Source organism: Leifsonia shinshuensis (assembly GCF_031456835.1).
In the GTDB taxonomy this organism is placed as follows: Bacteria; Actinomycetota; Actinomycetes; order Actinomycetales; family Microbacteriaceae; genus Leifsonia; species Leifsonia shinshuensis_C.
In genome coordinates this window covers 3,629,037-3,644,010 of record NZ_JAVDVK010000001.1, presented here as the reverse complement: position 1 = coordinate 3,644,010, position 14,974 = coordinate 3,629,037, and the positions used below count along the sequence as shown (strand labels likewise).

The 14,974-nt window shown below is 69.3% G+C and carries 15 protein-coding genes; 10 read left to right on the top strand and 5 right to left on the bottom strand.

The features are described 5' to 3' along the window. Window positions 1-141: 141 nt before the first annotated feature. The 3 genes from J2W45_RS17780 to J2W45_RS17770 form a co-directional block, all read right to left on the bottom strand. Entirely contained in the window at window positions 142-1,224 is a 1,083-nt protein-coding gene (locus tag J2W45_RS17780; RefSeq protein ID WP_310134574.1) for a BMP family lipoprotein, read from the bottom strand. Window positions 1,225-1,403: 179 nt separating this feature from the next. Then, entirely contained in the window at window positions 1,404-2,537 is a 1,134-nt protein-coding gene (locus J2W45_RS17775) for a magnesium and cobalt transport protein CorA (protein WP_310134573.1), read from the bottom strand. 53 nt (window positions 2,538-2,590) lie between these two features. Then, window positions 2,591-3,727, bottom strand: coding sequence for a glycosyltransferase family 4 protein (locus tag J2W45_RS17770; protein ID WP_310134572.1), 1,137 nt, complete (start codon window positions 3,725-3,727; stop codon window positions 2,591-2,593). Window positions 3,728-3,801: 74 nt separating this feature from the next. On the opposite strand from J2W45_RS17770, the gene J2W45_RS17765 reads away from it, so the two are divergent. Next, on the top strand, window positions 3,802-4,941 hold the full coding sequence (locus J2W45_RS17765; RefSeq protein ID WP_310134570.1) for a mannose-1-phosphate guanylyltransferase: 1,140 nt from the start codon (window positions 3,802-3,804) through the stop codon (window positions 4,939-4,941). Window positions 4,942-4,950: 9 nt separating this feature from the next. Here the strand turns inward: J2W45_RS17765 and J2W45_RS17760 are convergent, their stop codons facing one another. Continuing rightward, entirely contained in the window at window positions 4,951-5,175 is a 225-nt protein-coding gene (locus tag J2W45_RS17760) for a hypothetical protein (RefSeq protein ID WP_310134566.1), read from the bottom strand. Window positions 5,176-5,363: 188 nt separating this feature from the next. On the opposite strand from J2W45_RS17760, the gene sdhC reads away from it, so the two are divergent. From sdhC to J2W45_RS17715, 9 genes are all read left to right on the top strand, one after another. After that, a complete protein-coding gene (gene sdhC, locus J2W45_RS17755; RefSeq protein WP_396427128.1) occupies window positions 5,364-5,756 on the top strand; it encodes a succinate dehydrogenase, cytochrome b556 subunit in 393 nt (130 codons plus the stop codon). Between the two features lies 1 nt (window position 5,757). Beyond that, complete coding sequence (locus J2W45_RS17750; RefSeq protein WP_310134563.1) at window positions 5,758-6,201, top strand: succinate dehydrogenase hydrophobic membrane anchor subunit; 444 nt, start codon at window positions 5,758-5,760, stop codon at window positions 6,199-6,201. 47 nt (window positions 6,202-6,248) lie between these two features. After that, window positions 6,249-8,051 carry a succinate dehydrogenase flavoprotein subunit gene (gene sdhA, locus J2W45_RS17745; protein ID WP_310134561.1) on the top strand — a complete coding sequence of 601 codons (1,803 nt, stop codon included), beginning with the start codon at window positions 6,249-6,251 and terminating at the stop codon, window positions 8,049-8,051. After that, complete coding sequence (locus J2W45_RS17740; RefSeq protein WP_310134558.1) at window positions 8,051-8,812, top strand: succinate dehydrogenase iron-sulfur subunit; 762 nt, start codon at window positions 8,051-8,053, stop codon at window positions 8,810-8,812. The genes sdhA and J2W45_RS17740 overlap by 1 nt, the downstream gene beginning before the upstream one ends. 94 nt (window positions 8,813-8,906) lie before the next feature. Continuing rightward, window positions 8,907-10,160, top strand: a complete 1,254-nt coding sequence (locus J2W45_RS17735) for a YihY/virulence factor BrkB family protein (protein ID WP_310134555.1) — start codon at window positions 8,907-8,909, stop codon at window positions 10,158-10,160. A gap of 9 nt (window positions 10,161-10,169) precedes the next feature. Continuing rightward, window positions 10,170-11,006, top strand: a complete 837-nt coding sequence (locus J2W45_RS17730; RefSeq protein ID WP_310134552.1) for an exodeoxyribonuclease III — start codon at window positions 10,170-10,172, stop codon at window positions 11,004-11,006. Window positions 11,007-11,047: 41 nt separating this feature from the next. Further along, a complete protein-coding gene (trpS, locus tag J2W45_RS17725; RefSeq protein ID WP_310134550.1) occupies window positions 11,048-12,058 on the top strand; it encodes a tryptophan--tRNA ligase in 1,011 nt (336 codons plus the stop codon). Then, on the top strand, window positions 12,058-12,651 hold the full coding sequence (locus J2W45_RS17720) for a GNAT family N-acetyltransferase (RefSeq protein WP_310134548.1): 594 nt from the start codon (window positions 12,058-12,060) through the stop codon (window positions 12,649-12,651). The genes trpS and J2W45_RS17720 overlap by 1 nt, the downstream gene beginning before the upstream one ends. Then, window positions 12,648-13,388, top strand: coding sequence for an HAD family hydrolase (locus J2W45_RS17715; RefSeq protein ID WP_310134546.1), 741 nt, complete (start codon window positions 12,648-12,650; stop codon window positions 13,386-13,388). Before J2W45_RS17720 ends, J2W45_RS17715 begins: the two co-directional genes overlap by 4 nt. A 56-nt stretch (window positions 13,389-13,444) precedes the next feature. Here J2W45_RS17715 and glpK read toward each other — a convergent pair whose 3' ends face one another. Further along, window positions 13,445-14,965, bottom strand: a complete 1,521-nt coding sequence (glpK, locus tag J2W45_RS17710) for a glycerol kinase GlpK (RefSeq protein WP_310134544.1) — start codon at window positions 14,963-14,965, stop codon at window positions 13,445-13,447. Window positions 14,966-14,974: the final 9 nt, after the last annotated feature.

Sequence of the window (14,974 nt, the reverse complement as noted above, 5' to 3'; positions counted from 1 at the left end):
TGGTGGCCTCGTCGCGCCTCCTCACCCTACCTTTCTGCACATATGTCAGTGTGTGCTCAGATGAGCATCCCGGACAAGTGCGGAACGCAACGGGGAGGCCAGCCGTGGCTGACCTCCCCGTCGATGCGTTCTGGTCGCTGATTACTGCTTCGGCGACGAGGGCGACGTGACCTTGATCGAGCCGTCGATGATGCCGGCCTTGATCTTGTCGAGCTCACCCTGCAGACCCGAGTCCACCTTCGACTCGAAGTCGTGGAACGGCGCGATGCCGACGCCGTCGTTCTTCAGCGTGCCCACGTACGGGGTCGCGTCGAACTTGCCCTTGGCGGCCTGCGTGACGACGTCGTTGGTCGCCGGCTTCATGCCCTTCATGACCGAGGTGAGGAGCAGGTCCTTCACGGTCGGGTCGGACTCGTAGACGTCCGCGTCGACACCGATCATCGCGATCGGCTTGCCGGAGTCCTTGATCGCCTGAGCGGCCGACTGGTAGATCGGGCCGCCGACCGGCATGATGACGTCGGCGTTCTGGTCGATGATGCCCTGAGCCGTGTTCTTCGCGGTCTCGTTGGCGTCGAAGCCACCGGTGAAGGAGCCGTTCTGCTTGTCGACGTCCCAGCCGACGACCTTGACGGACTTGCCCTTCTGGTCGTTGAAGTACTTCACACCGTCGGCGAAGCCGTCCATGAAGATGGTGACCGTCGGGATCTGCATGCCGCCGAAGGTGCCGACGATGCCGGTCTTCGAGTAGCTGGCGGCGGCGTAGCCGGCCAGGAACGCGGCCTGGGCCGTGTCGAAGATGATCGGCTTGACGTTCTTCGCCTGGATCTCGTTGTCGTCGATGATCGCGAAGTCGACGTCCGGGTTCGCCTTCGCGGCCTTCTCCGTCGCGTCCTTGAGAAGGAAGCCGACCGTCACGACGAGGTTGCAGTTCGCGTTGACCATGCTGTCGATGTTCGGAGCGAAGTCGTTCTCGCTCTTCGACTCGGCCGACTTGTACTTCACGTTCAGCGACTTCGCGGCCTGCTGCAGACCCTCGTAGCCGAGCTGGTTGAACGAGTGGTCGTCGAATCCGCCGGAGTCGGAGACCATGCAGGGCTGGAAGTCGCTCTTCGCGGCGCCGCCGGACGAGCTGTCCGACGGGGCAGCCGAGCACGCGGCGAGCAGCGACATGACGCCGATCGCCGCCAGGCCGACGAGGCCGGCCTTACGGGCTGTGATTGTCAAGGTGATTCCTCCAAGATGCGTAGCCGCGCGGGTAATCGCAGGCTTCTGCGGTTCACGTTACCGAATGTGACGAACCACTCCGTTCGAAAATCCGGCTTCTTCATGCAAGCGTTACAAACGCTCACGCGGTTGGCACGTGCTCATTCGAGCGGCCTGTCACCCGTTCGGGAGGGGCCGGTTCAGAGCCAGCCCCGCCGCTTGAAGATCGAGTACAGCAGTGCGCTGAGGCCGACCATCGCGAGCACGGCGAGGGGGTAGCCCAGCGGCCACTCCAGCTCCGGCATGTGCGTGAAGTTCATGCCGTAGATGCTCGCGATCAGGGTCGGGGCGAACAGGATCGCCGCCCACGACGAGATCTTCTTGACCTCCTCGCCCTGCCGGTGGCTCGAGTGCGCCAGCCGGGTCATCTCCTCGTTCTGCCGCTCCGACACCAGCGTGGAGTTCACGGTGAGGATGTCGCGCAGCAGATAGCGGAACCCGTCCACCCGCTCGTTGACCTGGGTGAGGTGGTCGGCCACGTCGCGGAGGCGCCGCTCCAGCTCCTGCGTCACCCCGTACTTCGCCGACCCGCGCTCCAGCGCGAGCATGACGGCCGAGAGGGGATGCGTCGCCCGCTGGAAGTCGATGACCTCGCGCGACAGCTCGTAGATGCGCCGCGACACCAGGGCGTCGCCGCCGAACACCTGCGTCTCGATCTCGTCGATGTCGTTGGCGAGACCGGCGACGACCGGGCTGTACGCATCCACGACGGCGTCGATGATCGCGTACAGGATGGCCTGCGGGCCGAGGGCGAGCAGCTCGGGCTCCCCCTCCATCCGCTGCCGCACGTGCGAGAGGTCGGGCGACTCGCTGTGCCGGACGGTGATGACGAAGTTGCGTCCGACGAAGAGGTGCAGCTCGCCGAAGTCGACCTCCTCGGGCGCGTCCAGGTAGTTGGCCGCCTTGAGCACGACGAAGAGGACGGTGTCGTATCGTTCCAGCTTCGGCCGCTGGTGGGCGACGATGGCGTCCTCGATCGCCAGCGGGTGCAGGTTGAACTCCTCCGACAGCGAGAGCAGCTCCTGCTCGCTCGGCCGGTAGAGGCCGATCCAGGCGACGCCGCCGGGGGTGCGGTCGAGCGCCGTGTAGGTCTCGGCGAGGGTGGTCGGCGAGGCGACCCGCACGCCGTCGGCGTAGATCGCGCTGTCGACCATGCTGCGCCGGCCTGGCGCGAGGTCGGTCTGCTGCCGCGCGACCGAGGCGGATGGAGGCTCGGCCCGGCGGGTCCTGGTCACGAAGGGCATGGGGATGCCGCGTCGATTCATGTTGGCCATCGGTCACCTCCGAGGGTCGCGAGAGTGCAAGGCGGGCGGCCCGCTGGGGCCACCTAACTGTACGCTCCCACCCCGCTGACGGCACTCAGGATGACGCGCTCGTAGTGACCGGTGAGCTCGCGGCAGATCACGTCCCAGCTGCGGCCGAGCACGGCCCGGCGTCCGGCCTCACCCATCCGGCGCCGCAGCGCTCCGTCGTGGACGAGCATCGACACCGCGGCGCGGAGCGCCCGGTCGTCCGAGGGCGGGAAGAGCAGCCCGTCGACACCGTGCTCGACGAGGTCGATCGGTCCGCCCGCCCGCGGGGCGACCACCGGGAGCCCGGAGGCGTGCGCCTCCTGCACCGTCTGACCGAAGGTCTCCTCGGAGCCCGTGTGCACGAACACGTCGAAGGCCGCGTAGGCCGCGGCGAGGTCGTCGCCGCCCAGCCGGCCGAGCCAGTGGACGTTGACGCCGCGCAGCTCGCGTGCGACCGCATCCCGCGACGGGCCGTCGCCGACGATGGCGACCGAGACGCCGCCGATCCCGCGCAGGGCCCGCAGCCGCTCCACCTGCTTCTCGGGGGCGATGCGGCCGACGTAGCCGACGACCGTCTCGCCGTCCGGCGACAGGCGCTCCCGGAGCGCGGCCGCCGCGGGCGTCCTCCTCTTATTGGGGTGATAGCGCTCGAGGTCGACGCCGCGTCCCCAGCGGCCCACCCGGCTGACCCCGGCCGTGCGGAGGTCGTACTCGCTCGCCGCGGACGGGGCGAGCGTCAGGTCGGCGCCCTCGTGCACCCATCGCACGTACTTCCAGGCGATCGCCGAGGTGACCCCGAGGCCGTTGCGCCGGGCGAAGCCGGCGACGTCGGTCTGGTAGATCGCGACGGACGGGACGCCGAGGCGGTTGGCCGCGGCGATCGCCTGCGCGCCGAGGAAGAAGGGGGACGCCGCGTGCAGCACGTCCGGCCCGAACCCCGAGAGGATGCGCTGCACCTGCGGGCTCGGCAGCCCCACCGGGAACTGGCGGTAGGCGATCGACGGCACCTGGTGGATGCGGAAGCCGGCGTACTCGGCCGGGGCGCCCGCATCCGGGCAGATCACGATCGCCTCGTGCCCCTCGGCCGCGAGGTGGTCCAGCACCCGCAGCACACTCGTCGTGACCCCGTTCACCGTGGGGAGGAAGCTCTCGCTGACCACCGCGACCCGCATGGCCTCACGCTAGGTTCGGCCGGTGTCGTGACCGTGAACGGCCGGTGTCCGGCACCGCTCGGTATCCTTTCGGCATGACGCAGCAGCGCAGGATCACCCAGGGGCCTCCCATCGACCGCTTCTACAGCGTGATCCCGGCCGGAGGCATCGGCTCCCGGCTGTGGCCGCTGTCGCGCGCGGACGCGCCCAAGTTCCTCCACGATCTGACCGGTTCCGGCCAGACGCTGCTCCGCGACACCTGGGACCGGCTGGCGCCGCTCTCCGGGGAGCAGCGCATCATGGTCGTCACCGGGCGCGCGCACCGGCTGGCCGTCGAGCGCCAGCTCCCCGACCTCGCCGACCCGAACGTCGTGCTGGAGTCGGAGCCGCGGGACTCCACGGCCGCCATCGGCCTGGCGGCCGCCATCCTGGAACGCCGGGAGCCCGGTGTGATCATCGGCTCGTTCGCCGCGGACCACGTCATCAAGAACCTGCCGCTGTTCCAGTCGGCCGTGCGCGAGGCCGCGGCCGCCGCGGAAGCCGGCTACATCACGACCATCGGCATCCGGCCGACGGAGCCCGCGGTCGGCTTCGGCTACATCCACTACGGCGACCGGCTGGAGATCGACGGCGCGCCCAGCGCCCTGGCGGTGGACTCCTTCAAGGAGAAGCCGGACCTGGAGACCGCCGAGCGCTACCTCGCGAACGGCTCCTACCTCTGGAACGCCAGCATGTTCATCTCGCGCGCCGACCGGCTGCTCGAGGAGATCGGCCGCAACAAGCCGCAGCTCCACGCCGGGCTCCTCGAGCTCGCCGAGGCGTGGGACGACCCCGCCACCCGCGGGCCGGCGGTCGACCGCATCTGGCCGGGCCTGGAGAAGATCGCGATCGACTACACCGTCGCGGAGCCCGCCGCGGCGGCCGGCCGGCTCGCCGTCATCCCCGGCTACTTCGACTGGGACGACGTGGGCGACTTCGCCTCGCTCGCCAAGCTCAACTCCGGCGGCCGCAAGTCGGACCTCGCCATCCTCGGCGAGAACGCCCGCGTGCTCGCGGACTCGTCGAGCGGCATCGTGGTCAGCCAGAGCGGCCGGGTCATCAGCCTGATCGGGGTGAAGGACATCGTGGTCGTCGACACGCCCGACGCCCTGCTCGTCACCACGAGCGAGAACGCTCAGCGCGTGAAGTCGGTGGTGGATGCGCTGAAGATCACCGGGTCCACCGACGTGCTGTAGGCCGGTCGGTCAGTCGACGACCGACGGGCCGTTCTGGATCTCCTGGACCAGCCGGGAGATCTCCTCCTGCGGCAGCTCGATGCCCGTCTCCGACAGCCGCTGCTTCAGCAGCCGTTCGCTGTCCTCCGACCCGCGCAGCTGCATGTCGGCGCGCACCTGCTCGACGATGCCCGCCACCTTCGACTGGTCGCTCGCATCGGTGGCGCCCTGCATGATCGGTTCGTCCTGGCTCATGGGGTGGACGGTACGCCGGGAGCCTCCCGGCGTACAGGCCGGGTTATCTCGACATCGAGATAACTGAGGTCACCCTAAGAGGCGTCCGATGCGCACGCGGCATAGACTTGCGCTGCGCTCACCGCGCCCCGATGAAGCGAATCGCAACCAGGGAGGGTTGTCCCGTGTCAGACCAAGCGACAGGGACGCTGCAGCCGGCCAAGACCCGGCCCGGCGGCACACTGTACCGAGGCCGCGAGGGGATGTGGTCGTGGGTCCTCCACCGCATCACCGGTGTGGCCATCTTCTTCTTCCTTCTCGTCCACATCCTGGACACGTCGCTCATCCGCGTGAGCCCCGAGGCCTACAACGCGGTGATCGGCACCTACAAGAACCCGATCATGGGATTCGGCGAGATGGCGCTCGTCGCGGCGATCATCTTCCACGCCTTCAACGGCATCCGGATCATCCTGATCGACTTCTGGAGCAAGGGCGTCAAGTACCAGAAGGTCATGTTCTGGATCGTCCTCGCCCTGTGGGTCATCCTGATGGCCGGCTTCGTGCCGACGCAGCTCATCCACATCTTCTCGGAGGTGAACTGACGTGACGACCATCGAGGCGCCGCGCACCCCCGCCGCCCGTTCCTCCCGTGGCAAGAACTGGGAGAAGTGGGGCTGGATCTACATGCGGTTCTCCGGCCTGATCCTGGTGGTCCTGATCTTCGGCCACCTGCTCATCAACCTGGTGCTGGGCGACGGCGTGAAGCAGATCGACTTCGCCTTCGTGGCCGGCAAGTACGCCACCCCGTTCTGGCAGGTCTGGGACCTGCTGATGCTGTGGCTCGCGCTCATCCACGGCGGCAACGGGATGCGGACGCTCGTCAACGACTACGCGTACAACCGCGTCGTCAACCGCATCCTCAAGTGGGCCATCCTGGCCGCCGTGGTGGTGCTGATCGTGCTCGGCACGCTCGTGATCTTCACCTTCGACCCCTGCCCCGCCGGCGCTGCGGCCTCCGACCTGCCGTCGTTCTGCCCGGCGCGCTGAACGAGCCCACGCATCCTGACCCCGCGACGAATCGACACGGAAACCCTGTGACATCAGAAGCCATTGAATCCACCGTCATCGACGGCGTCCACTACCACGAGTTCGACATCGTCATCGTCGGCGCCGGCGGCGCCGGGATGCGCGCGGCGATCGAGGCGGGCCCCCACGCCCGCACGGCCGTTATCTCGAAGCTCTACCCCACCCGCTCGCACACGGGCGCGGCGCAGGGCGGCATGGCCGCGGCGCTCGCGAACGTCGAGGAGGACAGCTGGGAGTGGCACACCTTCGACACGGTGAAGGGCGGCGACTACCTGGTCGACCAGGACGCGGCGGAGATCCTCGCCAAGGAGGCCATCGACGCGGTCATCGACCTCGAGAACATGGGCCTGCCGTTCAACCGCACGCCCGAGGGCAAGATCGACCAGCGCCGCTTCGGCGGCCACACCCGCGACCACGGCAAGGCGCCGGTCCGCCGGGCCTGCTACGCCGCCGACCGCACCGGCCACATGATCCTGCAGACGCTGTTCCAGAACTGCGTGAAGCTCGGCATCAACTTCTTCAACGAGTTCTACGTGCTCGACGTGATCATGAACGAGGTGGACGGCGTCCCCCAGCCGGCCGGCGTCGTCGCGTACGAGCTGTCCACCGGCGAGCTGCACGTCTTCCACTCGAAGGCGATCATCTTCGCGACCGGCGGCTTCGGCAAGATCTTCAAGACCACCTCCAACGCCCACACGCTGACCGGCGACGGCGTCGGCATCATCTGGCGCAAGGGGCTGCCGCTTGAGGACATGGAGTTCTTCCAGTTCCACCCGACCGGTCTGGCCGGCCTGGGCATCCTCCTCACCGAGGGCGCCCGCGGCGAGGGCGCCATCCTCCGCAACGCGTCCGGCGAGCGGTTCATGGAGCGCTACGCCCCGACCATCAAAGACCTCGCGCCGCGCGACATCGTCGCCCGCTGCATGGTCCAGGAGGTCGCCGAGGGCCGCGGCGCCGGACCGCACAAGGACTACGTGCTGCTCGACTGCACGCACCTGGGCGCCGAGGTGCTCGAGACCAAGCTCCCCGACATCACGGAGTTCGCCCGCACCTACCTCGGCGTCGACCCCGTGGTGGAGCCGGTCCCGGTGATGCCCACCGCGCACTACGCCATGGGCGGCATCCCGACGAACACGGCCGCTGAGGTGCTGCGCGACAACACGACGGTCGTCCCCGGCCTCTACGCCGCCGGCGAGTGCGCCTGCGTCTCCGTGCACGGCTCCAACCGCCTGGGCACGAACTCGCTGCTCGACATCAACGTCTTCGGCAAGCGCGCGGGCAACAACGCGGTCGAGTACGTCAAGACCGCCGAGTTCGTCCCGCTGCCGGAGGACCCGGCCGGCGCGGTCCGCAGCATGATCGGCGACCTCCGCGGCTCCACCGGGACCGAGCGCATCGCCGCCATCCGCAAGGAGCTGCAGGACGAGATGGACCGGAACGCCCAGGTGTTCCGCACCGACGAGTCCCTCGCCAAGGTCACCGAGACCATCCACCAGCTGCGCGAGCGCTACCGCAACGTGCAGGTGCAGGACAAGGGCAAGCGCTACAACACCGATCTGCTGGAGGCCGTCGAGCTCGGCTTCCTGCTCGACCTCGCCGAGGTCGTCGTCTACTCCGCGCGCAACCGCAAGGAGTCCCGCGGCGGCCACATGCGCGACGACTTCCCGAAGCGCGACGACGAGAACTACATGAAGCACACGATGGCCTACCTCACCGGCGACCCGCACTCGTCGGATGCGGCAGACCACATCACGCTCGACTGGAAGCCGGTCGTGGTGACCCGCTACCAGCCGATGGAGAGGAAGTACTGATGTCGAACGCCGTGCTCGAGACTCCCCCGGCCCCCGAGGCCCCGGTCGAGTCGTTCACCGTGACGCTCATCATCCGCCGTTTCGACCCGGATGTGGACAGCGAGCCGCGCTGGCAGGACTTCGACGTCGAGCTGTTCCCGACCGACCGCATCCTCGACGCCCTCCACAAGATCAAGTGGGAGCAGGACGGCTCGCTCACCTTCCGCCGCTCGTGCGCCCACGGCATCTGCGGATCCGACGCTATGCGCATCAACGGCCGCAACCGCCTCGCCTGCAAGACGCTGATCAAGGACCTCGACATCTCGAAGCCGATCTACGTCGAGGCGATCAAGGGCCTGCCGCTCGAGAAGGACCTCATCGTCGACATGGAGCCCTTCTTCGAGTCGTACCGCGAGGTGCAGCCGTTCCTCGTCGCCAACTCCAAGCCCGAGAAGGGCAAGGAGCGCGTCCAGTCGGTCGCCGACCGCGCCCGCTTCGACGACACCACCAAGTGCATCCTGTGCGCCGCGTGCACCTCGTCGTGCCCGGTGTTCTGGACGGACGGCCAGTACTTCGGCCCGGCCGCGATCGTCAATGCGCACCGCTTCATCTTCGACTCGCGCGACGACAACTCGCAGGTGCGCCTCGACATCCTCAACGACAAGGAGGGCGTGTGGCGCTGCCGCACGACCTTCAACTGCACCGACGCGTGCCCGCGTGGCATCCAGGTCACGCAGGCGATCGCCGAGGTGAAGCAGGCCATCATGCGCGGCAAGCGCTGATCGCAGCCACCGCACGTCGACGATGGCCCGCCCCGCATCGGGGCGGGCCGTCGCTGCATCTCCGAGGGGCGCGGCCGCTCGCTATCCTGACGGCGTGGCCAAGAAGTCCCGAGGCGAGCCCTCCCCGCCGGACCCGGAGCTTCAGCGCGCCGCGGGGAACGTGGAGGCGGGCGCCGACGAGTCGCTGAAGGAACGCCTGGTGGAGCGCGCGGATCCGCTGGTCCGCCGGTTCGAGCGTCCCGTCGCCCGGGTCTCGGGGTGGGCCAAGTGGGTGAAGGCCCTGCGACCGTACCGCGTGTACATCAACTACTCGTACTCGGACGGCAACCTGCGCGCCGCCGGGATCGGCTACCAGTCGCTGTTCGCCGTGTTCGCCGCCGTCTGGGTCGGCTTCTCAGTCGCGAGCTACTGGCTCTCCGGCAACGAGGCGGTGTTCGACGCCCTCATCGCCCTGATCAACCGCGCCGTGCCCGGCCTCATCGAGACCAGCGCCACCGTCGGGGTGATCCCGCAGGAGCAGCTGCGCAACGCGTCCTCCTTCGGCTGGACGGGCGTCATCGCCGCCATCGGACTGATCTGGACCGCGATCGGGTGGCTCTACTACACGCGGCAGGCGGTGCGCGCGGTGTTCCGGCTGAGCCGCGACACCACCAGTTACGTGCTCCAGAAGGTGCGCGACCTGGGCCTGGCGCTGGTCTTCGGCGTCCTGTTCTTCATCTCCGCGCTGCTCACCATCGTGAGCACGCAGGCGCTGACACTCCTCCTCGACCTGACCGGGCTCTCGTCCGACTCGTTCTGGACCAACGCCGTCGCCCGCTTCTCGGGCCTCGTCGTGTCGGTCGCGCTCAACATCGTGACCCTGGGGGCGATGTTCCGGGTCATGTCGCGCGTCGCCATCCCGTGGCGCAACCTGTTCTTCGGCGCCCTGCTCGGCGCCCTGGTGCTCGCCGGGCTGAGCGCCCTCGGCGGCCTGCTGCTCCGCGGCGCCTACAGGAACCCGCTGCTGGCGACCTTCGCCGTCTTCATCGGTCTGCTGCTCTGGTTCAACCTCATCTCGCGCGTGATCCTGTTGTCGGCCTCGTGGATCGCGATCGGGATGTTCGACCGCGGTCTCTCGCCGCGCGCCGTCACCCCGGAGCAGGCCGCGGCGGAGCGCGCCGCCGCCGAGCACGAGGCGCGCGTGCTCGTCGCCCGGTCGGAGCTGGCGCAGGCGCAGGACGAGCTGGCGACGGCGAGCTGGTACGCGCGCCTCCCGGCGCAGCGCCGTGTCGCGCGGGCGGAGCAGCGGCTCGACGACCTCCTCGACGGCGACCCGCTGGGCCGATCCGGTGTCGCCGGCCCCCGGTAGGCTGGAGGCATGCCCACGAGCCCCCTGCGCATCGCGACGATCAACGCCAACGGCATCCGTGCCGCGTTCCGCAAGGGCATGGGATCGTGGCTCGAGGGGCGCGACGTCGACATCCTCGCGATCCAGGAGGTGCGGGCGTCGACGGAGGACCTGCAGGGCCTCCTCGGCGAGGAGTGGGATGTCGTCCACGACCCCGCGACGGCCAAGGGCCGCGCGGGCGTCGCGATCGCCAGCCGGCACCGCGCGTCCATCCACCGGGTGGAGCTCGGGCCGACCGACTTCGACAGCGCCGGGCGTTGGCTCGAGGCCGACTACGAGGTCGACGGCACGGTGGTCACCGTCGTGAGCGCCTACGTGCACTCCGGCGAGGCCGGCACCGAGAAGCAGACCGAGAAGTACCGCTTCCTCGACGCGATGGAGGCCCGGCTGCCCGAGCTGCAGAAGCACAACGAGCTCGCGGTCGTCATGGGCGACCTCAACGTCGGTCACCGCACGCTCGACATCCGCAACTGGAAGGGCAACGTCAAGCGCGCCGGCTTCCTGCCGGAGGAGCGCGCCTACTTCGACCGCTTCCTGGGCGCCGAGGGCGAGGCCGGGTACAACGAAGGCGCCGGGCTCGGCTGGGTCGACGTCGTCCGCAGGCATGCGGGCGAGGTCGAGGGGCCGTACACGTGGTGGTCGTGGCGCGGCAAGGCGTTCGACAACGATTCGGGCTGGCGCATCGACTACCAGCTCGCCACCCCCGCCCTCGCGGCACGAGTGAAGGACGTCGCGGTGGACCGCGCGGCCGCCTACGACGAGCGATGGTCCGACCACACCCCCGTGGTCGTCGACTACGCGCTCTGACGGCATCCCGCATCCACCCCTCACACTCTCGAAAGCAGATCATGACAACCAAGCCCCGCCTCTACTCGGGCATGCAGCCCTCGGCCGACTCCCTGCACCTCGGCAACTACATCGGAGCCCTCCTGCAGTGGAAGGAGCTCCAGAGCAGCCACGACGCCTTCTTCTCCGTCGTCGACCTGCACGCCATCACCGTGTCGCAGGACCCGGAGGAGCTGCGCGAGAAGACCCGCCGGACGGCCGCGCAGTACATCGCGGCCGGCATCGACCCGGACGCCTCCACGCTCTACGTGCAGTCGCACGTCCCGGCCCACGCGCAGCTGGCCTGGGTGCTGAACACGATCACCGGCTTCGGCGAGGCGTCGCGCATGACGCAGTTCAAGGACAAGTCGGCCAAGCAGGGCTCCGAGGCGACCTCGGTCGGGCTGTTCGCCTACCCGGTGCTCATGGCCGCGGACATCCTGTTGTACGAGACCGAGGTGGTCCCGGTCGGCGACGACCAGCGCCAGCACGTCGAGCTGACGCGCGACCTCGCCGAGCGGTTCAACAGCCGGTTCGGGCAGACCTTCGTCGTGCCGCAGGCGATGATCCTGAAGGACAGCGCCCGCATCTACGACCTGCAGAACCCCGAGTCGAAGATGTCCAAGTCGGCCGAGTCCGGCGCGGGCATCGTGTGGATGCTCGACGAGCCTGACGTGACGCGCAAGAAGATCATGCGCGCCGTCACCGACGCCGACGGCGTCGTGGCGTTCGACCGCGAGGGCAAGCCCGGGATCTCCAACCTGCTGAGCATCTACGCCGCCCTGACCGGCCGGTCGATCGAGTCCATCGAACTCGAGTACGAGGGCAAGGGCTACGGCGACTTCAAGAAGGGGCTCGTCGAGGTCGTGGTGGAGGAGTTCGCCCCCGTGCGGCAGCGCGCGCTCGACCTGCTGGCCGACCCGGGAGAGCTCGACCGCATCCTGGCCGTCAACGCCGACCGGGCGAGCGAGGTGGCCGAGGCCACGCTCGAGCGCGCGTACGAGCGGGTGGGCTTCCTGCGCCGGGGACGCTGATGCCGCATCCCGTCGAGCTGCGCGGCGACCGGGTCGTGCTGTCCACACCCACGGAGGCGGACATCGACCGCATCGCCGAGGTGTGCAGCGACCCGGCCATCGCGCGCTGGACGACCGTGCCCGCCCCGTACCTCCACCGGCACGCGGTCGGGTTCGTGACGAAGGTGGTCCCGGACGGCTGGGCGAGCGGACGGGTCTGCACCTGGGCGGTCCGCGACGACGCAGCGCTGGTCGGCATGATCAGCATCGGCGACATCCACGGGCACCAGGGCGAGATCGGCTACTGGCTCGCACCCGAGGCTCGCGGCCGCGGCGTGATGTCGGAGGCCGCGCGCCTGGTGATCGACTACGGGTTCGCCCCGGCGCCGCAGGGTCTCGCCCTGCAGCGGATGGTGTGGCGGGCGCTGGTCGGCAACGCCGCCAGCGCCGCGGTCGCGCGCCGCGCCGGTTTCCGCTGGGAGGGCATCGTGCCGCAGGGCGCCGAGCAGCGCGGTGAGCGGTTCGACGAGTGGCGCGGCAGCATGGGTCGGGACGACCCGCGGCAGCCCGCCGGCGACTGGCCGGACGTCTCCTTCGTCCAGGCTCCGCTGTGACGGCGGCGACACCTCCCCGGGTCGTGCTCTTCGATCTGGACGACACGCTCTTCGCGCACCGGGCGGCGGTGGAGTCCGGCATCCTCCGCTACGCCGAGACGCTCGGCGCTCCGTACGGCGCGCTCGAGGCCGAGGAGCTGACCTCCATCTGGCACGACCTCGAGGAGGAGCACTACCACTCCTACCTCGCCGGCCGGCTCGACTTCGAGGGCCAGCGCCAGGCGCGCGCCCGTGACTTCGCGGCCCGCCACGGTGTCGCGCTGACCGACGAGCAGGCGAGCGCCTGGTTCGCCGACTACTTCGAGCACTACGTCGCGGCGTGGTCGCTGCACGACGACACCACCGCCGCCCTGGATGCGCTGGAGCGCGCCATCCCCGGCGTCCGCTTCGGGCTCATCACCAACGGCGACCTCGCGTTCCAGCGCCGCAAGGTGGAGGCCGTCGGCCTGGATGCGCGGATGGAGCACCTCATCGCCTCCGGCGAGCTGGGCGTGGCGAAGCCCGACCCGGCGATCTTCCGGGCCGCCTGCGCCGCCTTCGGCGTCACCGAGGCAGAGGCGGCCTACGTCGGCGACCGGCTGCGGACGGACGCCATCGGCGCCGCTCAGGCCGGGCTCACGGGCGTGTGGCTGAACCGGCGCGACGCGGTGCCCTCCCCGGAGGACGAGAGGGATGCGATGCTCGCCGGCGTCCGCACGATCCGGTCGCTCGACGAGCTGGCGCCGCTGCTCGCCTGAGCGGACGGCGAAGCGCCGCCCGGCGATGCCGGACGGCGCTTCGTGAGGGGGACTGCTCAGGCGTTGCGGACGTCGTCGTCGACCCAGTCGAAGGTCTTGGTGACGGCCTTCTTCCAGAGCCGCAGCTGACGCTCGCGCTCCTCCGGCTCCATGTTCGGAGTCCAGCGGCTGTCCTCCTGCCAGTTCTTGCGCAGGTCGTCGAGGTCCGACCAGAAGCCGACCGCGAGGCCCGCGGCGTACGCGGCGCCCAGCGCGGTGGTCTCGGCGACCACCGGACGCACCACCGGCACACCGAGGATGTCGGCCTGGAACTGCATGAGCGTGTTGTTGGCGATCATGCCGCCGTCCACCTTGAGCTCCTGCAGGTCCACGCCGGAGTCCGCGTTGACCGCGTCCAGCACCTCGCGCGTCTGGAAGGCCGTGGCCTCCAGCACCGCGCGGGCGATGTGGCCCTTGTTGACGTACCGCGTGAGGCCCACGAGGGCGCCACGCGCATCCGACCGCCAGTACGGGGCGAACAGACCCGAGAACGCCGGCACGAAGTACGCGCCGCCGTTGTCGTCGACGGTCTTGGCGAGGTCCTCGATCTCCGGCGCGCTGGAGATGATGCCGAGGTTGTCGCGCAGCCACTGCACCAGCGAACCGGTGACAGCGATCGAGCCCTCGAGCGCGTAGTGCGGAGCGTCGTCGCCGAGCTTGTAGCCCAGCGTCGTCAGCAGACCGTTCTTCGAGTGGACGATCTCCTCACCCGTGTTGAAGATGAGGAAGTTGCCCGTGCCGTAGGTGTTCTTGGACTCGCCCGGATCGAACGCCGCCTGACCGAACGTCGCGGCCTGCTGGTCGCCGAGGATGCCCGCGACGGGCACCTCGCGGAGCAGGCTGGACGACTCGACCTGGCCGTAGACCTCGGAGGAGCTCTTGATCTCCGGCAGCATCGACTTCGGCACGCCGAACGCCTCGAGGATGTCGTCGCGCCAGGTCAGCGTCTCGAGGTCCATGAACATGGTGCGGGACGCGTTGGTCACGTCGGTGACGTGGACGCCGCCGTCGGGACCGCCGGTGAGGTTCCAGAGCACCCAGGCGTCGGTGTTGCCGAAGAGCAGGTCGCCCGCCTCGGCGCGCTCGCGCGCTCCTTCGACGTTCTCGAGGATCCAGGTGATCTTGGTTCCGGAGAAGTAGGTCGCCAGCGGGAGGCCGACGATCGACTTGAAGCGCTCGACGCCGCCGTCGGCGGCGAGCCGGTCGACGATCGGCTGGGTGCGGGTGTCCTGCCAGACGATGGCGTTGTACACGGGCTCGCCGGTGTTCTTGTCCCAGACCACCGCGGTCTCGCGCTGGTTGGTGATGCCGACCGCCGCGATGTCGTGGCGGGTGAGGTCGGCCTTGGAGAGCGCCTGGCCGATCACTTCGCGGGTGTTGTTCCAGATCTCGACCGGGTTGTGCTCGACCCACCCGGCCTTCGGGAAGATCTGCTCGTGCTCCAGCTGTCCGGTCGAGACGATCGACCCGGACTTGTCGAAGATGATCGCCCGGGTGCTGGTCGTGCCCTGATCGATGGCGACGACGTAGTCGGCCATAGGTAACTC